The following is a 23,274-nucleotide window of genomic DNA, read 5'->3' as shown; positions in this document are numbered from 1 at the left end:
AGAAAATTTTAAATTAAGAATATTGACCCATTTCGGCCTGATATAAATCGAGCGCATCATCCATGCTCATGTCCGCTGGAGGTGCCGGAACGTGGGCAGGCTTGGGCTCATGCGCCACCGCTTGGGCGGCTTTAGATTTCACCTGATATTCGATATGCAGAGCATCTTTACCAAAATAATCACGTAGCTTGATCAGCAGTTCATCCATTGGCGCGACTTTCCATTGCACGCCTAAATGCAGTTCAGCAGTGGCATAACCATAATCTACATACAGAATCACAGGAATATGCGTGCTCATATCAATATTGGTATACGGCATCAAAATCTGCTGTACATCACGACTCAGCGTTCTACTGTCATGTTCGGCGGATAGCGTAATCTTGATACTGTTGGCCCGTTTCTGACGGATTTCATTCAGGCTAAAGGCTTTGGTCAGACGCCCCATTGGACGGTCAAAACCTTCGCGCTCATAAATTTCGCCTTCAATCACCACCACTTTTTCAACCTGGATGATGTCTTTAAAGCGCTGGAAACGCTCGTGATTGGCTGATACTTCAATTCGTGCGGTGCCATCATCTAAGGTCACCACCACCCGGTTCGGGAAGTTGGCCACATCCAGCACCAGTCCGGCAAAGACTGTGGTGACCCCACGGCGGGTCGGACTCAGTTCATTAATTCGCGCCGGAATAAAGGATTTCAGCTCAGCCCGGTATACATCAATCGGGTGGCCGGTCAGGTACAGGCCTAAAGTATCTTTTTCACCTTTTAAGCGGACTTCATCGGACCACGGTTTGACCGGTTTTGCCGGTTTGCGCTGTACTTCTTCGACTTCACCAAACAGGTCCATAATCCCGGTTTCACGGTTAGAACGGGCCTGTTCTGCAGCTTGCACCGCTTCCGGTAACTGCACCATCAGGCTGGAACGTTCAATGCCTAAACAGTCTAGCGCACCGGCACGAATCAGGGCCTCTAAGGTGCGTTTATTGATTTTTTTCAGGTCAATCCGGTGACAGAAATCAAACAGGTCTTTATATGGTCCTTGCTGGATACGCGAATCAATCACCGATTGCATGGCCTGTTCACCCACGCCTTTAATTGCGCCTAAACCATACACAATGGTTTTGTCATCGGTGGCATGGAAATGATACAGCGACATATTCACCGACGGTGGTAAGACTTCCAGACCATTGTGGCGGCAGTCATCAATCAGGAACACCACGTTATCGGTATTCTGCATTTCCGAGGACATGACGGCAGCCAGGAACTCGGCCGGGTAATGGGCTTTGAGCCAGGCGGTCTGGTAGGCCACTAACGCATAGGCAGCGGCGTGTGATTTGTTAAAACCATAGCCGGCGAATTTTTCCATATAGTCGAAAATATGGTTGGCGGTGGCTTCATCAATATCTTTTTGGGCCGCACCTTCAATAAAGATTTTACGCTGCTTGACCATTTCTTCGGGTTTTTTCTTACCCATGGCACGGCGCAGCAAGTCCGCACCACCAAGCGTATAGCCGGCACAGTACTGTGCGGCCTGCATCACCTGTTCCTGATACACCATAATGCCGTAAGTCGGTTCCAGTACACCTTCGAGCAGCGGATGCAGGTATTCAAATTCACCGCCATGCATACGATGAATAAAGTCCGGAATCAGGTCCATTGGACCCGGACGATACAAAGATACGAAAGCAATAATTTCTTCAAATTTACTCGGGCGTGCTTCTTTCAGCATCTTTTTCATGCCCACGGATTCAAACTGGAACACCGCGGTGGTATTGGCATTGGCAAAGACCAAATAGGCATCTTTGTCATCCAGCGGAATATGGGCAATATCCAGCGGGATCTCGGGTTTAACCCGTTTATTAATATTCTGCACCGCATCTTCAATTACAGTCAGGTTACGCAGCCCCAGGAAGTCGAACTTGACCAGACCAGCGGCTTCAACGTCATCTTTATCGTATTGGGCCACCCGGCCGGTGCCATCGGCATCGCACAGTACCGCAGAGAAGTCGGTAATTTTGGTCGGTGCAATGACCACACCACCGGCGTGTTTACCGGTATTTCGGGTAATGCCTTCGAGCTTTAATGCCATTTCCCAGATTTCAGAAGCATCGTCATAGTCCGGGTTACCCGGATTGGTGACAATATCTTTTAACTGCGGTTCAGCCGCCAGCGATTCTTCCAGACTCAGACCCAAAGGTTTGGTCGGAATCATTTTGGAAATACGGTCGGCCAGACCATAAGATTTACCCAAAACTCGGGCTACGTCACGAATCGCGCCTTTAGCGGCCATGGTACCGAAGGTGGCAATCTGCGATACCGCATCACGGCCATAGGTACGGGCCACGTAGTCAATCACGCGGTCACGGCCGGCAATACAGAAGTCGACGTCAAAGTCGGGCATCGAGACACGTTCCGGGTTCAGGAAACGTTCGAACAGCAGTTCATAGCGCAGCGGATCCAGATCGGTAATTTTTAAACTGTACGCTACCAGCGAGCCGGCACCCGAACCACGACCCGGACCGACCGGCACGCCGTTATTCTTCGACCACTGAATGAAGTCCATCACGATCAGAAAGTAACCCGGGAATCCCATCGAGTTAATAATATTAATTTCGTATTCAATCCGCTCATCATACGGTTTGCGGATTTCAGGCCAGTCTTCATCGCGCTGCGCTACCGGATAAAGATGGTTCAGGCGCTCTTCCAGACCTTCCTTGGATAAATGCGCAAAGAAGGTTTCAATGGTATGGCCTTCCGGAATCGGGTAATCCGGCAGGAAGTATTTGCCCAGTTGCAGCGTCACATTACAGCGCTTGGCAATGTGATAGGTGTTTTCAATGGCAGACGGAATGTCGGCAAACAGCTCGGTCATTTCTACAGCGGTTTTAAAATACTGCTCCGGGCTGTAGTTTTTTGGTCGGCGGCTATCGCCCAAAACATAACCATCGGCAATACAGACGCGCGCTTCATGCGCTTCAAAATCTTCACGGCTGATGAAGTGCACATCATTATGTGCCACCACGCCAATATTATATTTTTTCGCCAGCTGTACCGCTTCATAAATGAAGTCTTCTTCATTCGGGCGATTGGTGCGGGTCAGGGCCAGATAAACCCGGTTTCCAAACTTGGCAATCCATTCTTCAAGTAAAGGTTCGGCTTTTTGCGGGTTAGAGGTACAGAGCATTTTACCGACATCGGAGTGAATGCCGAGCAGGGCGATTAAATCGTCATGCTGCTCCAAGACCCAGTCTTTCTGTACGCAGGGAATATCCAGCTGCTGGCCTTCAATAAAACCGCGCGACACGATTTCGGTCAGATTACGCCAGCCATGATTGTTCATGGCCAGTAAGGTCATGCGATGTTCGGCATCATTCAGGCGGATTTCCGAACCCATGATCGGCTTGATGCCTTTGCCCAGACATTTGCCATAGAATTTGACGGCGGCATGCAGGTTGGACAGGTCGGTGATGGCCAGGGCAGGCATTTCTTCACTGGCTGCGGCTTTGACTAAATCAGGTATACGTACGATAGATTCTGTAATCGAAAATTCAGTATGAATACCAAGATGAACAAAGTGCATAAATCAGTCCCTGCAAAAACCACTGCACATTTTAGCACGGGATTTTGGCTTTCAGTTTGAAATTAAGGGGAAATGGCGAAGTTTTAGATATGTAAACCAACGTAGCGGATTGGTTTCTCATCACTTGAACAGTAATCTGCATGGGCTGAAAACCAGCGTTTTCGGGCTGCTATGAGGGTGATTAACAGCCAAAATAAAACCCTCCGTAGAGGGTGATTGATTTGAGGGCAGGTAATCTGTCTCGTGCTGGATAGAGAGGCGAGCCCTTATCTGAGTTTAGCCAGCCATTCACCTAGCATCTGCACAATTTGCACCAGAATCAGCAGCACAATGACGGTCAGAATCACCACGCTGGTATCAAAACGCTGGTAACCGTAAGAAATGGCCAGATCACCAATACCACCGGCACCGACGGCACCGGCCATTGCAGTTGCACCAATCAGGCTGATGGTGGCGGTGGTCAGGTTTAGAATCAGCGAGCTACGTGCTTCTGGCAAAATAAACTTGAAGATAATTTGTAGTGGCGTGGCACCCATGGCTTGTGCCGATTCAATAATCCCTTCATTCACTTCCAGCAATGAGGTTTCCACCAGACGGCCAATATATGGACCGACATAAATGGTCAGCGGGACAATGGCAGCCCAGGTGCCAATTGAGGTACCGACCAGAAACTTGGTTAAAGGAATAACGGCAATTAACAGGATAATAAATGGCAGGGAACGTAGCGCATTTACAATCGGGTTCAGGCCATGATAAATCGCGCGGTTCGGTAAAATACCGCCCGGACGGGTGGCGACCAGGGTAATCCCCTGAATAAAGCCCCAGATACAGCCAAACAGCATGGCAAAAAACACCATGTGGAAAGTTTCTTGTAAGGCTGTGACAAACTGGTCCATCGACAGGGCGCTTTTCCAGAACGGCGCGGTCAGGCTGGTGAGCCACTGGACAATTAAATCTCTCATCCTTGTACTCCTGCTTGTTCAACCTGAACCCCATTTTGTTCGAGGAACTGAAGTGCTTGCTGAATAATGGCCGGGTCCCCTAGCAACTGAATAAACATCTGCCCAATCACCGCGCCATTAATTTCAGTCATGTTGGCAAATAAAATATTCAGGCTTAAATCAAACTGTTTAATTACTGCTTGAATCACGGTTTCCTGCGCCGATTTCCCTAAAAATTTCAGGCAGTAAATACTGTGCTGATTCTGGTTTTCCAGATTGTTTAAAATATTCACCGGTAACTGCTGTTGCAGCACGGTTTGAATAAAATTCTTGGTGGTTGGATGCTGCGGCTGGCTAAAAATGTCCAGGGTAGAACCGGTTTCAATCACCTGGCCATGTTCCATAACGGCCACATAATCACAGACTGATTCAATTACATCCATTTCATGGGTGACCATGACAATGGTAATGCCTTGTTCACGATTAATTTTTTTTAGCAGTTCCAGCACCGATTGCGTGGTTTGCGGATCCAGCGCACTGGTGGCTTCATCACAAAGTAAGATTTTAGGATGATTGGCCAGGGCACGGGCAATCCCGACCCGCTGTTTTTGACCGCCAGACAGCTCATCTGGATAGGCATCTTTTTTATGTTTCAGATCAATAAATTCGAGCAGTTCATTCAGGCGTTTTTCACGCTCTGCCGCCGACCAGCCGAGCAGTTTCATCGGCATTTCAATATTGGCCGCTACGGTTTTGGTTTGCAGCAGGTTAAAGTGCTGGAAAATCATGCCGATATTGGCACGTTCCTGACGCAGCGCCTTGGCACTTAAAGCGGTAAAGTCAGTGTTATTGATGATTACCTGACCTTCATTCGGGCGCTCCAGCAAATTAATCAGACGAATGAGGGTACTTTTTCCTGCACCACTATAACCAATAATTCCAAAGATACTGCCATCTGGAATTTGCAGATTGACCTGATCCAGCGCGCGAATGGTCTGGCCTTTAAGCTGATAATGTTTGGAAATATTCTTAAATTCGATCATAGCGTCAAGAAACTGTACAAAAATGAAAAACAGGCAAAGTACACTTTGCCTGTTTGTTAACTCAGCATTATATGCTTAATTGGTTTCAGTTAAATAGCTGACAGGTTTATTTACCGCAACTTTTGTGCCACCGAAGTTTTGATCTACATACTGTTTCACCGCTTCAGTGTGATAAAGCTCACCGACTTTTTTCAGGATCGGGTCATCTTTACGTGCTTCTGCAACTGCCAATACGTTGACGTTCAGCTTGGTGCTCTGGTCAATTGGTTCGTAGAAGATTGAATCTTTCAGTACGTTTAAACCGCCTTCCATCGCTAGGGTATTGCCTAGCACAATGGCATCCACTTCATCTTTAACACGAACGGCTGTCGCCATTTGAATCGGTTTGATGACAATTGCTTTGGCATTTTCAGTAATGTCATTTGGAGTGCCCGTTGCAGGAGAGAAGTCTGCTTTCAGCTTGATCAGACCTGCAGATTGCAATAACAGCAGGGCACGCGCTTCATTGGCTGCATCATTCGGAATAGCAATGGTCGCGCCGTTCTGGAACTCTTCCACTTTTTTCACTTTGCTTGAGTAAATACCCATTGGCTCAAGATAGGTGGTCGAAACCGGCGCAATCTTCTGCTCATTGTTGGCATTGTAAGCCACCAGATAAGCATAAGACTGGAATGCGTTCACATCAATTTCATTGTTTGCCACAGCGGTGTTCATTGAAACGTAATCGGTGAAGTTTTTCACTTCCAGCTTGATACCCGCCGCTTCAGTTTCAGGCAAAGTCGCAATATAGCGCCAGATGTCAGCATCGGAACCGGTAGATGCCATGGTGACGGTTTGTACAGTTGCAGCATCAGTTTGTGCGGCGTCAGTTGCCGGCGTTTCCTGTTTTGCACAGCCAGCTAAACCAACAGAAAGACCTAGAACCAGGCCAAGGAACTTTTTCATGTGTCCATCCCAAATAAAGTGAAGCAGCCAGGCTGTTACTTTATTGATAATTTTAAGCGCCGGGGTTTCACTTGAGCCGAAAGAGGCGAGATTCAAGTCCGTCCAGTGCGCGAATTCGTTTAGGCTTTTAGCTATCTGCTGTATTTTTCAATTGACTTTAAAAACGCTTAAAGCCATGTAATTGAAAACTTTATTTTTAGAAGATAGCGAAAAAATGGCCTACATCATAACAATAAATTGATATACAAAATAGTGTATAGAAACTAGACCTTTAGCCGTATTCCTGCATAAGTAAAGTTCATAAAATAAGAAAAGAATAAATAAATCAATTTACTATTTTGAATTGAAAGGGCTAAATCTATGAAAAAATCTTATAGATGTTTATATAAAAAATTATCCAATCTAAATCGTAAAAATAGATATAGCGCAGATGGGGTAGGATGATAGATCTTTATAATGATTATTTCCTTCAATCCTATGACAGTTCTCATCCAAACTTGAGATTTTTAATGCGCTTGCAGATAGCTTTGGCGATCAATCTGATAGAGCACATGCATAAGTAAAGGATGATCTGCCGGCACCAGCGGATGCGCAAAGGTTTTGACTTTGCTTAAGCCAATTTTTTGCATGACTTTTTCCGAGGGCGTGTTGAGCACGGTAGTAAAGGAAACTACGTTGTCCAGCTGTAGCTCACGAAAAGCATAATCCAGTACGGCTTTTGAGCCTTCGGTGGCATAACCGTTGTGCCAGTATTGCTTGGCTAGTCGCCAGCCAATTTCAATACATGGAGCAAAATCATAGTGTTCTAGATGCTGATGTAAACCAATAAACCCGATAAATTCACCGCTACTTTTTAGTTCGACAGCAAACAGGCCCCAGCCGTGTGTGGCAATAAAATTCTGGATGCGTTGCATAAAAGCCAGACTTTGCTGCTCGGTCAAGGGATTGAGGAAATAACGCATGACTTCAGGATCGGCACACATTTGGATAAATGGGGCAGCGTCGCTGTCTTGCCATTGGCGGAGGATCAGGCGAGGGGTTTGCAGGTGGATTTTCATGTTAAAACGATTAATAAGCTCTTGATGCATCATAAATGCATTTATCAAGAAAAGAATGATAATTTCCGTAATGAGATAAGACATGGAATCCCTTCTCTTGCGCTATATATGGCTCAGGGAGAAGGTGAGGCGGAGGGTTGGCTTCATAATGAAAAATTAAAGCACCTCTCCTGAGAGGAGAGGGAAAATTTAGAAGCATAAAAAACCCCGCATTCAGCGGGGTTTTTTTACTTAATCAATCTAAGAGAGAATTAAGCATTTTCACGCGCAATCGCACGGTAACCAATATCTTTACGATATTGAACGCCGTCGAAGGTTACTTTTTGGCAAAGTTCTAAAGCTTTTGCTTGTGCTTCACCAATGGTGTTGCCTAGTGCAGTTACGCAAAGTACACGACCACCAGCAGTGACAATCTCACCATTTTCATTGGCTTTTGTACCGGCATGGAACACTTTGGCATCGGTCATTTCGGTGTTTAAACCAGAAATCACATCGCCATTGCTAGACGTTTCTGGGTAGCCTTTAGATGCTAAAACAATACCGACAGTCTTACGCTCATCCCATTCAGCTTCTGCTGGCAAGTTACCTGCAATACCAGCCTCAACCAGATCAACCAAAGATGATTTTAAACGCATCATGATTGGTTGAGTTTCAGGGTCGCCGAAACGACAGTTAAACTCGATCACCTTTGGTTGACCTTGTTCATCAATCATCAAGCCAGCGTACAAGAAACCGGTGTATACGTGACCATCTGCTTTCATACCGTCAACGGTTGGGCGCATTACTTCTTTCATCACGCGCTCAAATACGTCTGCAGTCACCACAGGCGCAGGAGAGTAGGCACCCATACCGCCTGTGTTTGGACCTTGGTCGCCTTCAAAAATACGTTTATGGTCTTGAGAAGTGGCCATTGGCAAGATGTTGTCGCCATCAATCATACAAATGAATGATGCTTCTTCACCTGCAAGGAATTCTTCGATGACTACGCGAGAACCGGCATCACCAAATTTGTTGCCTGCCAGCATGTCATCAATGGCTGCAAATGCTTCTTCGTTGGTCATCGCCACGATTACGCCTTTACCTGCAGCAAGACCATCCGCCTTAATCACAATCGGCGCACCATTTTTTTCAACAAAGGCTTTGGCTGCATCAACTTCAGTGAATACGTCATAGAATGCAGTTGGAATGTTGTGGCGTTTTAAGAAATGCTTGGCAAATGCTTTAGAGCCTTCAAGCTGCGCTGCAAACTGGGTTGGACCCCAGATTTTTAAACCTGCTTCACGGCAAGCATCCACCACACCATTGACCAGCGGTGCTTCAGGACCAACCACGATTAAATCTACCGCATTGTTTTTTGCAAAGTCGATAATCGCCGCATTGTCTAAAATGCTTAAATTGATGTTTTCACATTTAGCTTCGGTTGCTGTACCTGCGTTGCCTGGTGCAACAAAAACTTTAGCAACTTTTTCATCTTGTGCGATTTTCCATGCCAATGCATGTTCACGACCGCCATTACCCAAAACTAAAATGTTCATTTAAAAAATCCCTCAAAATTGAATCCCTCCCAACCTCCCTTTAAGAAAGGGAGGGGAATCGCGAAAAACACTGTTCTCTTACGCGAAAAGTCCCCCTTTTTACAAAGGGGGATTTAGGGGGATGATTAAATACGACTTCTAATTAATTTAGTTAATTAGTGACGGAAGTGACGCATGCCAGTGAACACCATGGCAATACCAGCTTCGTCAGCTGCTGCAATGGTTTCTTCATCACGCATAGAACCACCCGGCTGGATAATGCATTTGATCCCTGCTTTCGCAGCGTTATCAATACCATCACGGAACGGGAAGAATGCGTCAGATGCCATCACTGCACCTTCAACCACGAGGCCTGCATGTTCAGCTTTAATTGCTGCAATACGCGCAGAGTTTACACGGCTCATTTGGCCTGCGCCCACACCTATGGTTTGACGGTTTTTCGCATACACAATCGCGTTAGACTTCACGTATTTCGCCACTTTCCAGGCAAAGATCATGTCGTCAATTTCTTGCTCGGTTGGAGCACGTTTGGTCACCACTTTAAGATCATCTTTGGTGATCATGCCCAAGTCTTGGTCTTGCACCAGCAAACCACCGTTGACACGTTTGTAGTCCATTTGTGGCGCACGTTCGTCAATTGCTGGTAATTCGCCACAGACCAGTACACGTACGTTTTTCTTCGCGCCAGTCACGTCCAAAACACCTTCAGCAACGCTTGGTGCAATAATCACTTCAACGAATTGACGGTCAACAATGGCTTGTGCAGTTGCAACGTCTAATTCACGGTTGAATGCAATGATGCCACCGAATGCAGATTCAGGATCGGTTGCATAAGCCAAGTCGTAAGCCGCTTGAATGCCGTCTAAAGATACCGCAACACCACATGGGTTGGCGTGTTTTACGATCACACAAGCAGGTTTCGCGAATGATTTCACGCATTCAAGCGCAGCATCAGTGTCGGCGATGTTGTTATAAGAAAGTTCTTTACCTTGCAGCTGTTTAGCTGTTGAAACAGATGCTTCAGTTGCCGCTGGGTCTACATAGAATGCAGCCGATTGATGCGGGTTTTCACCGTAACGTAAATCTTGTGCTTTGTTCAATTGTGTATTGAACGTACGCGCAAATTTGTCTGCTTCGCCTTGTTCTTTACCTACGCGAGCGCCTAAGTAAGATGCGATCATGCCGTCGTATTGTGCAGTATGTTCAAATGCTTTCACTGCCAGGTCAAAACGGGTTGCGTATGACAGGCTGCCTTCAGCTTTAAGCTCGGCAATAACAGTCGCATAGTCAGATGCGTTGACGACGATACCGACAGACGCATGGTTTTTCGCCGCAGCACGAACCATGGTTGGACCACCGATGTCGATGTTTTCAATCGCATCTGGCAGGGTGCAGTCAGGTTTTGCAACCGTTGCTGCAAATGGATAAAGGTTCACTACCACCAAATCGATTGCATCGATGTTGTGTTCTGCCATTACAGCTTCGTCTAGACCGCGACGAGCCAGAATGCCGCCATGAATTTTAGGATGTAAAGTTTTTACACGACCATCCATCATTTCTGGAAAACCGGTGTGCTCTGAAACTTCAACTACAGCGATATTGTTGTCTTTAAGCAACTTATATGTACCGCCTGTAGATAAAATTTCTACCCCAAGAGCCACTAGATTTTGTGCAAATTCAACAATTCCAGTTTTGTCAGAAACAGAGATTAAAGCGCGTTTAATAGTCATGATTTTCGTCACAGTTATCAAAAAACAGATTAAAACATTAGCAAAATGCGGTTAAAAAAAATGCCCACGAAAGCCGCGAGCACTTTATCATTTATTCACTCATTAAACCGTGAGCTTTTAACTTTTTACGTAAAGTACCACGGTTTAAGCCTAGAATCTCGGCAGCACGTGTCTGGTTGCCACGTGTATATTCTAGAACTACAGATAAAAGAGGTTTCTCCATTTCTGCTAGCACCATGTCATACACCTGAGAAGGTTGCTCGCCTTGCAATTGAGCAAAGTAATGGCGAACTGCGCGATCAACGTGGATACGAAGAGCGACATCAGATTGTGCAGTAAAAATAGGAGATTTGCTATTCATGCGAATTAATCCGAAAAATCAGATATCACTTGGGTAAAGTGATATATAAATGTGGTCTATAAATAAATGAACCCCGTTTTAGATCCTAAAACGAGAGTTCTAAAACTGGAACATTTAGCTTGCCACAACTCACAGCGCTGGTCGAAAAATAAGCGTAACAATAGATTAATAATTGTTACAGACCAAAAATCGAAACGAAAAAACCTGCTCAATACGCGTTATTGAAAATAAGGCGCATTCTGCGAGTTTCTATTTGTTTTGAATTACTGAGGAGTATGCAGCACTAAGCTTACGTGGCGCGTATCATACCATTGTCTTAGAAAAAGTGAGCAAGAAAACTGCACTTTTTTTACATTTTTTTTTAATTTTTAAGGCTTGATAATTTCTAAATTATAGGTATCAAAGCTTTTTCGGGTCACTGGCAGCTGAATTTCAAACTTGAATGGGGTATTTTTTGGAATCCGCTCAATGCTGGCCAGACTTTTAATTAAATACTCTTTCGGTTCGAGTACATAGGACGCCACTTCTTCATTATCATCTTTTAAGGTGATTTTCAGTTTTGGCAATACCAAACTCTTGTCATGAAAATTGATCAGCTCGCCGGAGAACAAGGTATGTTCATGGTCATAGCGTTTCACCCGCACACGGTTAATTGAAATCAGGCTGTACTGCTTTTCAAAGGTTTCACAGTTAAACAGCTGGCAGACCCCGTTAAAAGCCACAGTCAGGGCAGGGCTGTTGTTCATGAATTTCGGGTTAAACCATAGAATCTGGAAAATCAGCAAACCGACCAGACTAAAATTGACAATACCCCACAGCGTGTAATAGCCCGCACCATGTTTCTTGCGTTCTTGCTGCAGTTCATTTTCAGACAGATTCATCGAGGGAATACTGGCAATCGGTTCGGTGCTGAAATAATTCAGATTGTTTAAGTAGGTCTTTAAATCAATATTGGAATGTTCAACCTTACGGTCAAAAATATCCAGCAGATGGGTTTCATGTGTGTCGTCAAAAGCCAGACCATGATCGGCCAGAACCGGCGAACTGACCTGTCCACCAGTAAAACCGTTGTATTCGAGCTGGGTTGGCGCAGGCTTTGGCTGCACCAGATGCGAGAGTGCATTAAAGGTAGAGGCACATTTGGGACAGCAAACCATGCCCTGAGCCACTGTAAGCTGTGCAACAGAAACTTTATAGGTGGTTAAACACTCGGGGCACTTGGTCTGCTTTTCACTCATAAGATCTATAGAGGTTGATTAATGCGGCTGGCGCTTCCCGGAAATTCGGCACCAGTTTTCTTCACGTTTTTCGACCTCTAATATATCAAAAAATTCAGAATAAACACTAGAAACTTCAGCAACTTGCTCTTCGATTACACCTGCAAGTGCGAACTCTCCCTCAGATTTGGTTAAAGTTGCGAATTCAGGCGCAAGCATCATTAACGGGCCAGCCAGAATGTTGGCAACCAGTACATCGGCTTTCTGATCTTTTAAGGTTTCATTAAACTCTTCAGGCAGACCGACAAACAGACGATCCAGTACGCCATTCAATTCAGCATTTTGCTGGGTGGCTAAAACCGCTTGTGGGTCAATATCAGTGGCATAGACTTTTTTCGCACCTAAAAGTAGGGCAGCAACACCTAAAATGCCAGAACCGCAACCATAGTCGATGACGATTTTATCTTTAACATCGGTTTTACCTAACCATTGCAGGCACAGGAACGTTGAGGCATGGTTACCGGTACCAAAGGCCAGACCCGGATCCAGTTTAATATTCACCGCATCTGCTTCAGGGGGCTCTAGCCATTCCGGTACAATCCAGAATTTTTCAGCAATCTGGATTGGCTCGTAATAATCCATCCATGAGCGTTCCCAGACCTGATCTTCCAGGAATTCGCTACGCATTGGTGCATCTGGCAGTTGAGTGCGAATGAAAGTTTCCAGCGCAGCCACATCAATTTCTTCGTTTTCGTCCTGTGCATAAATACCGGTCACAATCACCTTGTTCCACAGCGGTGTTTCGCCTGGAAGTGGTTCAAGCAAGTCCTGATTTTCAGCATCATCCAGCGTTACACTCACGGCGCCAAGTGAGCTGAGTAATGTTTCAGTAAAGTCGACTTGAGCTTGATCAACAGTAATATGTATTTGTAACCACTTCACAGGAATAACCTAATTTGTTTTTTCAAAAGGATATTGTAGCGGAAGGCAATCGGTTTCGCCTACCAATGTACAAAATAAAAAGGATGCCAGCGCGACATCCTTGGGTGAAAAAAGTACTTAACTGTTTGCCACCACAGGCTTGGGTTCGGCAATCGGCACAAAGCGGTTTAATAACATGCCAAAGATGGCGGCGAAGATATACATGAAAATAGAATAGACTGCCGCCGGCATGGCCACGGTTGAACTGGCCATAACGGTTAAGGCAATGGTCATGGCAAGCGTGCTGTTATGAATCCCAATTTCAAAGGCACTGGCACGGGCCTGGGCGCTATTAATCCCAAACAGGCGTGGGACGAAGTAACCAATCACCAGACTGGAAATACAGAACAGTGCGGTAGCCAGGCCAATATCACCAATATAATTCAGGATATTGTGTCGCTCCTGCACAATAGCCCCGATGATAATTAAAATCAGAAAGATCACTGCAAAAATCCGTAAGGGCTTGTTCAGTTTCTCGGTCAGTCGCGGGGCATAATGACGAATTAACATGCCAATAATCACCGGCACAATAATAATCCCGAATACCTGCAAGATTTTACTGAATTGCAGGCCAATGCTTTGGTCAGCCTGTAAAAAGTGGGCAATTGCGAAATTGACAATAATCGGTAAGGTCAGTGCTGCAATGACCGAGTTAATTGCGGTTAAGGTAATGTTGAGCGCCAGATCGCCCTTAAATAAATAACTGAACAGGTTGGCGGTACTGCCACCCGGCGAAGCAGCCAGCAGCATCATGCCGACGGCCAGTAACGGCGGTAGTGCCAGAATTTTACATAATAAAAAGGCAATCCCGACCAGCAATACCAGCTGGCAAAATAGTGCGACCAGGACTGCTTTGGGGTGTTTGGTAACGCGTGCGAAATCTTTGGGCGTGAGTTCCAGCCCCAGCCCAACCATAATAATGGCCAGCGCCAAGGGCAGCATAACGGTAATAATGCCTGAATCCATATGACCTTCCTGTCAAATTTATCCTTGTGAGAAAAGACAGTTGCTTCATGCAAAATATCTTTTACTGTTTATTCAAATTACTCTATGACTTTCTGTTTTACCGAATTTAACGGCATTCGTCTAGCCAGTAAATGTCCAAAGATCAAGGCAAACATATACATGAAGATGGTGTAAATGGCGGCAGGAATGGCAATCTGGGTGCTTTGTAGTACCGACAGTGCCAGGGTTAAAGACAGCGCGGTGTTATGAATACTCATAAAGAAACCGCAGGAGCGCGCCTGCTGTTCGGAAATGTCCATCAGCTGTGGCAGCACATAACCGGCCACCAGACTGACAAAAGCATACAGGGCGGTGGCCAGTCCAACCTGTTCCATATACTGCGCCAGCTGATAGCGCTCCTGAAAGAGCGCGAAAAAGAACAGGGCAAAAATAAAATATACCGACATGCGCCGAATTGGTTTACTCAGCCGTTTGGCCAGCTCTGGAAAAGACGAGCGAATGGCCATTCCCAGACAGACTGGTACTAAAATTAGCAGGAAGGTATAGGCAATCCGTTCAATTGGCATGTTGATTTCGGTCTGATCGGCCATGAAATAGCGCATGGCAATGCTAATGATAAAAGGCAGGGTTAAAATGGCCATCACCGAATTGATGGCGACCACGACAATATTTAAAGCCACATCGCCTTTATAGACATAGCTGAACAGGGCAGAGGTAGAGCCGCTAGGGGTGGCCGACAGCAGCATTAACCCCACTGCCAGCAAAGGAGGCAGTTCTAAAAACAGGCAGAGAATAAATGCCAGTCCAACCAGCAAGACCTGCCGGGTAAACAAGGCAATAAAAATGACTTTCGGTTGCTGATTGACCCGAATAAAATCTTTAGGGCTGAGTAGCAAGCCCAAACCCATCATTAATACCGCCAAGGTTAGCGGTAGAAAGAAGGTAAAAATGCCGCTTTGCATGGCATCATCCTATTTAATTCTTATTTTCCCCAGTTTCAGTGTAATTGAGTTGAGTTTTAAATCAACCATAAAAATAATAAAAACAGCCATTTACTTGGTAATAAATGGCTGTTTTCTTGATTGAGTTCACATATTTTGGCTAGATGTGAATCGGGTTGGAGTTTACATTTGAGCAGGACGCGGCGGGGTAAATCCAAGGGCACATTTACCACGAACTTCTGCACCGGAAATGGTTGCCGTGGTTGCATTCATGTCTTGGCCACAGGTGGTATACAGTGCAGCTTCATCACCCTGAATATCGAGTTTTCTGTCTGCCGGGAAGAACTGTGGCTGGCAGGTACCGTTCCAGATAATGCCACGATAGGCAAAGCTGACCGCAGCACCTTGAGATTTGCCTTTACAGACATTCTGATAGCGCTGTGAATCGTACACTTTTTCAACTTTGTCATTTGCCTGTACAGCTGCAAATGGAGATAAACATAAACCGCAGAGGATGGATGAGAGGAGTATCTTCTTATTCATAATTCGTACCTGTGCTTGTTTGTAATGAGTACATGATTTAGGATAAAAAATAATCAAAATAAAACAACCTATATCTGGTTAATTTTTAATATGAAATGTTTTTATTTGCAGTATATCTGCAACGTTCATTTACATTGCCAGCCAATCAATCAGGTGAAAAACCACGAGAAAATCCAAATAAAATTGACTTAATCTGTCAACTTATACGCCGGCTTTTGCTATAATATTCTGTCATTTCTTTTTATCTCTCAATTTACCACTATGCATTATCCTAAAGTTTACGATGTCATTGTTATCGGCGGCGGTCACGCGGGTACGGAAGCGGCTTTGGCTGCGGCGCGTATGGGCCGACAAACCTTGCTCTTAACTCATAACATTGAGACTTTGGGGCAGATGAGCTGTAACCCGGCCATTGGTGGTATTGGTAAATCGCATCTGGTGCGTGAAATTGATGCCTTGGGCGGTGCGATGGCGCTGGCTGCCGATAAAGGCGGGATTCAATTCCGTATTCTGAACTCGCGTAAAGGTGCTGCAGTGCGTGCCACACGTGCGCAGGCTGATCGGGTTCGTTATAAAGCCGCGATTCGTGAAACGCTTGAGAACCAAGCAAACTTGGATATTTTCCAGCAAGCAGCAGATGACCTGATTGTTGAAGGCGATACTGTAAAAGGTGTGGTCACCCAAATGGGCATTCGCTTTGATGCCAAAACGGTAGTGCTGACTGCCGGGACCTTTCTGGGTGGCGTGATTCACGTCGGTCTGGAAAAATCAAGCGGTGGCCGTGCCGGTGATCCGCCCTCTATTTCTCTGGCACACCGTTTACGTGAATTACAACTGCCAGTGGGCCGTTTAAAAACCGGTACACCACCACGTATTGATGCACGTTCAGTTGATTTTTCGGTGATGACCCCACAACCGGGGGATTTCCCGTCTCCAGTGATGTCGTTTATGGGTGATGCCTCGATGCATCCTGAACAGGTCAACTGTTATATCACCCATACCAATGAAAAAACCCATGACATTATTCGTGGTGGTTTGGATCGTTCGCCAATGTATACCGGCGTGATTGAAGGGGTAGGTCCACGTTACTGTCCTTCGATTGAAGATAAAATTCACCGTTTTGCCGACAAAGATTCGCACCAAGTGTTCTTGGAGCCTGAAGGCTTAGATACCCACGAGCTGTATCCAAACGGTATTTCAACTTCACTGCCTTTTGATGTGCAGTTTGAATTGGTACGCTCAATCCGTGGTATGGAAAATGCGCATATTCTGCGTCCGGGTTATGCGATTGAATACGATTATTTCAACCCGCAAGCGTTGAAATTCACTTTGGAAACCAAAGCGATTAATAACCTGTACTTTGCCGGTCAAATCAACGGGACTACTGGTTATGAAGAAGCCGGTGCGCAAGGTCTGCTTGCAGGTTTGAACGCTGCACGCCGTGCCTGGGATCAGGAACAGTGGACGCCAAAACGTGATGAAGCGTATATGGGCGTACTGGTTGACGACCTGATTACCTTGGGAACCAAAGAACCGTACCGGATGTTCACCTCACGTGCCGAATACCGTTTAATGCTGCGTGAAGATAACGCAGATCAGCGTTTAACCGCGATTGGCCGTGAACTGGGTCTGGTGGATGATGCACGCTGGAATGCTTACTGTGAAAAAATGGATGCAGTTGAGCGTGAGAAAGGCCGTTTACAGCACTTGTGGGCTGCGCCAAATAACCCGATGGGTAAAAAATTCGTTGAAATGACGGGTGCAGACCTTTCTAAAGAGTGTTCTGCAATTGACCTGCTAAAACGTCCAAACATCACTTTTGCGCAAATTGCCGAACTGACTGGTTCAGAAGTATCGCAGCAAGTCGGTGACCAGATTGAAATTGCGGTGAAATACGAAGGGTATATCAACCGTCAGCATGAAGATGTAGCGCAGATGAAACGTCTGGAAGAAACCAAAATCCCGGCTGATTTTGATTATGACGGCGTATCTGGTCTGTCGCGTGAAATCACCATGAAGCTGAAACAGGTATTGCCGGAAACTCTGGCACAGGCCAGTCGTATTCCAGGCGTGACTCCTGCGGCAGTTCAATTGGTGATGATCACCATTCGTAAAAATGCCCAAGCCCGTAAATCTGCTTAAAAGATCCTAATTTGTGAAAAAGCCCGCGGTTGAGATCGCGGGCTTTTTTATGTGCTGAATAAATAAAGTGGAAATTGAGTTTAAGAAAAAAACAGATTTAAGCTGCAGATCTTATGATTTCACAGATGATATTGGAGCCGTTACAGTGATCTTATCCAAACAGAGAGGAGTGCACGATGACCTTAAAAACCATTCGTTATAATACGGCTGAACTGGCATGCTAACGGCAATCGCATCCTGTTCAACTTCCCTAAAATCAGCAGCGATAACAACAAAATTGAAAAAATGATAAGCAAATGTTAGGTCCCGGACTTGGGACCTTTTTTATTCATTGACTTGATGCACAGCGTCAGATACTTCTGCCGGCTCAATCTGTACCAGTTTTTTGCCAAAACTGCGCAGCCACCACACCAGTTGCGAGGTAAACGGCACATTGGAAATGACCTGATACAAGCCATTGTCCAGCTGGATAATCTGCTGGTCTTTGCTTAAACGGGTTTCTTCAAAATAATGTGCATCGGCTTCTGACATGGTCAGTTTCAACTCGATATTTTCAGTCGGCTTGCTGTAATCGACTCTAAAGCCCAGCGCGCCGGATTCAATATAGGCATCAATATCAAAATTAACCGGATGCAGGGCGCGGGAATTTAATACCTCCGCCGATTTAAAGCGATGCAGGGCAAAGGTTTGAATATCGGTTTTGTCGTGTCGGGTGCAAATCAGATAAATCACTGCACCTTTTTGTACCAGCGCCAGCGGATTCAGAATATAGGTCTTTTCTTCCGAAGCGGTGGTACGTGGATGGTAAACACATTCCAGCTGTTTATCCTGCAATAAGCCTTCATAAATGGCCTGTTGTGCGCTTTTATCGACCACTGGCGGAATCAGCGGCTGAATGGCCGGCACAATCCGCACCCGGTTAATCCACTGGCGGACATTGTTCTGGGTCGACAGGCTGCGCCGTGCCAGATCAAACCACGGAGTCATTTCCTCAATCAGGCTAGGTGGTAACAGATGTTTGAGATGTTCTTCCACCATCATAAAGGTGACTGCCTGTGAGCTGGTCATGTGCGGCAGGCTTTGTAGTGGTGCATCGGAGCGCCAGCGCCAGCCTTGCGGGACGGTGCCATTATTTTCAATCGGGAAGCGCTGCGAAATCTGGTTTAAATCGCGCTGGATGGTACGTAGGCTGATATCAATGCCTTCACGTTGCAGAATTTCCTGTAATTCACGGGTGCCCATCCATTTTCCGGTAGAAAGGCGGGACAGGATTTGCCACTGGCGATAGAGGCTATTGGACGTTTCTTTTTCTTGTGTCGACATATTGGAATCAGCGCTGAGATAAATATTGGAGAGTACATGGCTATAGTCCACACAATAAGAAATGTCATGCTTTTTGGCAAGTGGCAGGCACGAGGTCTGGCCATAAATTGATACAAGATGAAGCAAAATAAGATTTGTTTTATCTGTACAGATCGGCGATAAAGAAAGAGTGAATGCTAAGTCACAATTATTGGCACTGGAATTGCTTATATAAAATTAGAAAGGATAACAATGATGAGGTTTGTATGCTGAAAGAAAATCAAGATACAAATTCAATAGATACAATAACATCAGACCATCTTTTAGAGCGGGTGCAGGTCTCGGTGACCGATATTTCGCTGCCGCAGCAAAAATCATCCGTATTATTCGAACAATTGAAATCTGAATTTTTTAATGAATTGTCGGGCGAACAGAGCCTTGCCGATAGTGCCGCGCAGAAAATCGAACAATGGCTGACCCAGCACAGTTTAGAAGAACTGACAGCACTGAATGATGCCGCCAAAGCACATTTTCTGTATCAGGGAATTACCTTTACCGTGTATGGCGATCAGGAAGGCACCGAGCGCACCATTCCTTTTGATATTATTCCGCGGGTTATGGCCCGGCAGCAATGGAATACAGTGGCCTTGGGCTGTGCCCAGCGTACCCGGGCGCTAAATCTGTTTTTACATGATATTTATCATCAACAGGATATTCTAAAAGCCGGTATCGTACCGGAACTGCAGGTGCTGACCCACGAAGCCTATCAGCCACATATGCTTGGTCATGGTCTGAAGGGTAAGGTCTATAGTCAGATTAGTGGCATTGACATTATTCGTGATCAGCACGGTGAATTTTTTGTGCTGGAAGACAATTTAAGAACGCCATCGGGTGTGTCTTATATGCTGGAAAGCCGTAAGATTAGCCAGAAACTGATTCCCCAGCTGTATCAGCAGAATAATATTCAGGGCATCGAGCATTATCCGCAGCTTTTAAAAGAAATTCTGGCCGAAAATGCCTATGTCGATCAGCCTTTTATTGTGGTGCTGACACCGGGGCGTTATAACAGTGCCTATTATGAACATGCATTTTTAGCCCGTGAGATGGGTGTACCTTTGGTAACATCGAGTGACCTGTTTGTATTAAATGACAAGGTTTATGTGAAAACGGTGCGGGGCAAACAGCAGGTTGATGTAATTTATCGCAGGGTAGATGATGCATTTTTAGACCCGCTCTGTTTCAGACCGGACAGCACCCTGGGTGTACCGGGCCTGATGTCGGTCTATTTACAGCATCACGTCGTCATCGCCAATGCGCCGGGTACCGGGGTGGCCGATGACAAATCCATTTATCCTTATGTCGATAAAATGATTCATTTCTATTTGGGTGAACAACCAATCTTAAATAATGTCCCGACCTATCAATGCCGCGAAGCAGATGATCTGGCCTATGTGCTGGAACATCTGGAACAGTTGGTAGTGAAAGAAGCACAAGGTTCAGGTGGATATGGCATGCTGATTGGTCCTCAAGCCTCCGAGGAGCAACTGGCCGAGTTTAAAATGAAAATTCTGGCCGCACCGCAAGCCTACATTGCCCAGCCGACCCTGAATCTGTCGGTGAGTCCGACCTTAACCGAACAGGGCATTGCCGAACGGCATATTGATTTACGTCCTTTTGTGCTCAGCTCGCCTTATCGTACTGAAATTGTTCCCGGTGGCTTAACCCGTGTGGCCATGCAGGCCGGTTCGCTGGTGGTCAATTCATCTCAAGGTGGTGGCATTAAAGATACCTGGGTGGTTGATCCCTTACATTCATAACAACTCCCAAGGAGAATCATGTGATTTTACTGAGTCGTAATGCACAGCAGATTTTCTGGTTGGGTCGTTATTTGACCCGCATCCAGTATTTATGCAGTCAGTTTCCATTTAAATATAATGATGATGCCTTGCAGTATGCACACGCCTTCTGTTTGCCAGCCTTTGATGCGGCATCTTTAAATGAGCTGATTCTAAATCCGGAACAGCCCGCCTCTTTTCATCAGCAGTTTCAGTATGCCAAAGATAATATTCAGGATTTACGCGGGGTCTTGTCGGCACATGCCTATGCCGAATTAAACCAGTACATTAAAAATGCCAAAGAAAATCCAGCCTATATCTGTGATGTAGTTGGAGATTGTCATGAAGTCTTAGAAGCTGAAGCATCTGATATTTTCCTGTTCTTTAAACTGGGGCAGCATCTCGAGCAACTGGACCGGCAATTGCGCTTAAAGCAGGATATTCAGGGCACGGTCTATTATATTGAAGTGGTGGTGGGATTATTGACCCAAGCCGGCTGGGATTCTTTATCCGAAATCTGGATGAAGCTGAAGCAGCAGCCCGACAGCATGCATTTTTACCAGTTTAGTGACCATATCCAGCAACTGTTCGAGGCCGATGCATGAGGCTCATGATTAATCACCAGACCCATTATCATTATTCGGCACCGGCCTGTAACAGTATTCAATATATTAAAATGACCCCGCCGAACAATGCCCATCAACAGGTTCATCATTGGGCGATTAGTGTGCCAGGGGAATCCGAGATTAAACAGGATGCTTTTCAGAATATCTGGATGACCAGCACCCAGCGCTTTAGCTATCAAAGTCTGAGTATTATGGCGCAGGGTATTGTCGAGTTGCGTCCGCAGACGCGATGGGGCCTGCAAGATCAGCTGAATCCCTATCTATTTTTACAACCAACAGCCAGCACGCTGTGCAGCCCTGAAATGCAGTGTTTTGCACGGCAGTATGTGTTGCAGGTGAATCGTGACAACCTGATCCGTTTGTCAGAAGCGATTTTAAGCCATATGCCATACCGTCCGGCCCAAACTTCGGTGCAGACCACCGCCATTGAAGCCTTTCAGGCCAAACAGGGCGTCTGTCAGGACCATGCCCATGTGCTGATTGCCATGTGTAAATCTTTAGGCATCCCGGCACGTTATGTTTCCGGTTATTTATATAGCAGCAACAGTTCACATCTTGCCAGCCATGCCTGGGTAGAGGTATTTTTAGAACAGCACTGGTACTGTTTTGATGTCAGCAATCTGGCTTTTCAGCCAGACTCGCATGTCTATCTGGCCGTCGGGCGGGATTATTGGGATGTGGCGCCGGTCCGTGGCGTAAGAGAAAAAGGCGGCATCGAGCACATGCAGACCATGGTGCAGGTTCTAGCCTGCTAAGTAATGGATGACAATTAAAAGGATAATGCTATGACGTATTGCTGTGCGCTGCGTTTAAAAGATGGTCTGGTGTTTATTAGTGATTCGCGTACCAATGCCGGGGTCGATCACATTTCGGTATTTCGCAAGCTGTATACCTTTGGGGTGGAAGGCGAGCGCCTGATTACCATTCAGACCTCGGGCAACCTAGCGACCACACAGGCAGTCATCGGTCATTTAAAAAATCATCTGACTTTAAACCAGGAACCGCATTTATATAGTGTCAAAACCATGTTTGAAGTGGCAGAATTGGTGGGTTGTTTGCTGAAAAAAGTCATTCAGGATGTTACCGACGATAAAGACGAGCAGCATAATTATTATTGCAATTTGCTGGTGGGCGGGCAGATTAAAGGCGAGCCGATGCAGCTGTATCATATTTATCCGCAAGGGAATTTTATTTGCGCCACGCGTGATACGCCGTTTTTCCAGATTGGGGAAAGCAAATATGGCAAACCAATTCTTGACCGGGCTTTGCGCTACGATATGTCGTTAGAGGATGCCTTGCGCTGTGGCCTGATTTCTTTTGATTCCACTTTACGTTCCAATGTGTCCGTGGGGATGCCGCTGGACTGTATGGTCTATCATAAAGACAGCCTGCATATTCCTTTGGGCAAACGCATTTACGAAGAAGACCCGTACTTTGAATATATCAGCAAGCAGTGGTCCGATACCTTAAGACGCGGGTTGCAGGAATTGCCGGTGCCAACTGAAGATTATTTGACTTAAAAGCTCAG

Annotated in this window: 19 protein-coding genes; 5 read left to right on the top strand and 14 right to left on the bottom strand. The window is 45.9% G+C overall.

Annotated features, from left to right (window positions below):
- Positions 1-13 precede the first annotated feature (13 nt).
- The 13 genes from dnaE to ACVLR6_RS08615 all read right to left on the bottom strand — a co-directional run bounded on the left by dnaE (position 14) and on the right by ACVLR6_RS08615 (position 15,841).
- Positions 14-3,580: a DNA polymerase III subunit alpha gene (gene dnaE / locus ACVLR6_RS08675; RefSeq protein ID WP_455994989.1), complete on the bottom strand. Its 3,567-nt coding sequence runs from the start codon at positions 3,578-3,580 to the stop codon at positions 14-16.
- Between the two features lie 266 nt (positions 3,581-3,846).
- Positions 3,847-4,542 carry a methionine ABC transporter permease gene (locus ACVLR6_RS08670; protein WP_005178793.1) on the bottom strand — a complete coding sequence of 232 codons (696 nt, stop codon included), beginning with the start codon at positions 4,540-4,542 and terminating at the stop codon, positions 3,847-3,849.
- On the bottom strand, positions 4,539-5,564 hold the full coding sequence (locus ACVLR6_RS08665; protein ID WP_075174374.1) for a methionine ABC transporter ATP-binding protein: 1,026 nt from the start codon (positions 5,562-5,564) through the stop codon (positions 4,539-4,541). The genes ACVLR6_RS08670 and ACVLR6_RS08665 overlap by 4 nt, the downstream gene beginning before the upstream one ends.
- A gap of 75 nt (positions 5,565-5,639) precedes the next feature.
- Positions 5,640-6,509, bottom strand: a complete 870-nt coding sequence (locus tag ACVLR6_RS08660; protein WP_005178787.1) for a MetQ/NlpA family ABC transporter substrate-binding protein — start codon at positions 6,507-6,509, stop codon at positions 5,640-5,642.
- 506 nt (positions 6,510-7,015) lie between these two features.
- Positions 7,016-7,567 (bottom strand): GNAT family N-acetyltransferase, encoded by a 552-nt coding sequence (locus tag ACVLR6_RS08655; protein WP_075174398.1) that lies wholly within the window; start codon positions 7,565-7,567, stop codon positions 7,016-7,018.
- Between the two features lie 251 nt (positions 7,568-7,818).
- On the bottom strand, positions 7,819-9,102 hold the full coding sequence (gene purD / locus ACVLR6_RS08650) for a phosphoribosylamine--glycine ligase (RefSeq protein ID WP_016659107.1): 1,284 nt from the start codon (positions 9,100-9,102) through the stop codon (positions 7,819-7,821).
- Between the two features lie 155 nt (positions 9,103-9,257).
- Entirely contained in the window at positions 9,258-10,832 is a 1,575-nt protein-coding gene (gene purH, locus ACVLR6_RS08645; protein ID WP_005178775.1) for a bifunctional phosphoribosylaminoimidazolecarboxamide formyltransferase/IMP cyclohydrolase, read from the bottom strand.
- A 91-nt stretch (positions 10,833-10,923) separates the two neighbouring features.
- Positions 10,924-11,193, bottom strand: coding sequence for a DNA-binding transcriptional regulator Fis (gene fis / locus ACVLR6_RS08640; protein WP_001086304.1), 270 nt, complete (start codon positions 11,191-11,193; stop codon positions 10,924-10,926).
- Positions 11,194-11,561: 368 nt separating this feature from the next.
- A complete protein-coding gene (locus tag ACVLR6_RS08635) occupies positions 11,562-12,431 on the bottom strand; it encodes a DUF3426 domain-containing protein (protein ID WP_104491618.1) in 870 nt (289 codons plus the stop codon).
- An 18-nt stretch (positions 12,432-12,449) separates the two neighbouring features.
- Positions 12,450-13,352 carry a 50S ribosomal protein L11 methyltransferase gene (gene prmA / locus ACVLR6_RS08630; protein WP_005178769.1) on the bottom strand — a complete coding sequence of 301 codons (903 nt, stop codon included), beginning with the start codon at positions 13,350-13,352 and terminating at the stop codon, positions 12,450-12,452.
- Between the two features lie 117 nt (positions 13,353-13,469).
- Complete coding sequence (locus ACVLR6_RS08625) at positions 13,470-14,357, bottom strand: bile acid:sodium symporter family protein (protein WP_016659105.1); 888 nt, start codon at positions 14,355-14,357, stop codon at positions 13,470-13,472.
- A 77-nt stretch (positions 14,358-14,434) separates the two neighbouring features.
- Entirely contained in the window at positions 14,435-15,319 is an 885-nt protein-coding gene (locus tag ACVLR6_RS08620; protein ID WP_160241209.1) for a bile acid:sodium symporter family protein, read from the bottom strand.
- A 162-nt stretch (positions 15,320-15,481) separates the two neighbouring features.
- Positions 15,482-15,841 (bottom strand): hypothetical protein, encoded by a 360-nt coding sequence (locus ACVLR6_RS08615; protein WP_045794918.1) that lies wholly within the window; start codon positions 15,839-15,841, stop codon positions 15,482-15,484.
- 261 nt (positions 15,842-16,102) lie between these two features.
- Here ACVLR6_RS08615 and mnmG point away from each other — a divergent pair, with 261 nt between their 5' ends.
- Positions 16,103-17,983, top strand: coding sequence for a tRNA uridine-5-carboxymethylaminomethyl(34) synthesis enzyme MnmG (gene mnmG / locus ACVLR6_RS08610; protein WP_016659103.1), 1,881 nt, complete (start codon positions 16,103-16,105; stop codon positions 17,981-17,983).
- Between the two features lie 324 nt (positions 17,984-18,307).
- Here the strand turns inward: mnmG and ACVLR6_RS08605 are convergent, their stop codons facing one another.
- A complete protein-coding gene (locus ACVLR6_RS08605) occupies positions 18,308-19,306 on the bottom strand; it encodes a helix-turn-helix transcriptional regulator (protein ID WP_016659102.1) in 999 nt (332 codons plus the stop codon).
- Positions 19,307-19,551: 245 nt separating this feature from the next.
- Here ACVLR6_RS08605 and ACVLR6_RS08600 point away from each other — a divergent pair, with 245 nt between their 5' ends.
- Genes ACVLR6_RS08600 through ACVLR6_RS08585 form a run of 4 tightly spaced genes read left to right on the top strand, consistent with a single transcriptional unit; the run spans position 19,552 to position 23,266 of the window.
- Positions 19,552-21,102, top strand: coding sequence for a circularly permuted type 2 ATP-grasp protein (locus ACVLR6_RS08600; protein ID WP_455994985.1), 1,551 nt, complete (start codon positions 19,552-19,554; stop codon positions 21,100-21,102).
- A gap of 20 nt (positions 21,103-21,122) precedes the next feature.
- Positions 21,123-21,725 (top strand): alpha-E domain-containing protein, encoded by a 603-nt coding sequence (locus ACVLR6_RS08595; RefSeq protein ID WP_045794921.1) that lies wholly within the window; start codon positions 21,123-21,125, stop codon positions 21,723-21,725.
- Positions 21,722-22,501 carry a transglutaminase family protein gene (locus tag ACVLR6_RS08590; RefSeq protein WP_104491613.1) on the top strand — a complete coding sequence of 260 codons (780 nt, stop codon included), beginning with the start codon at positions 21,722-21,724 and terminating at the stop codon, positions 22,499-22,501. The genes ACVLR6_RS08595 and ACVLR6_RS08590 overlap by 4 nt, the downstream gene beginning before the upstream one ends.
- 30 nt (positions 22,502-22,531) lie before the next feature.
- Positions 22,532-23,266 carry a proteasome-type protease gene (locus tag ACVLR6_RS08585; RefSeq protein ID WP_104471041.1) on the top strand — a complete coding sequence of 245 codons (735 nt, stop codon included), beginning with the start codon at positions 22,532-22,534 and terminating at the stop codon, positions 23,264-23,266.
- The last annotated feature ends 8 nt before the right edge of the window (positions 23,267-23,274 follow it).

The sequence above is a fragment of the Acinetobacter sp. T63 genome, assembly GCF_053852345.1.
Note: the sequence above shows the minus strand (reverse complement) of the source record. Positions and strands in the feature narration are given on the sequence as shown.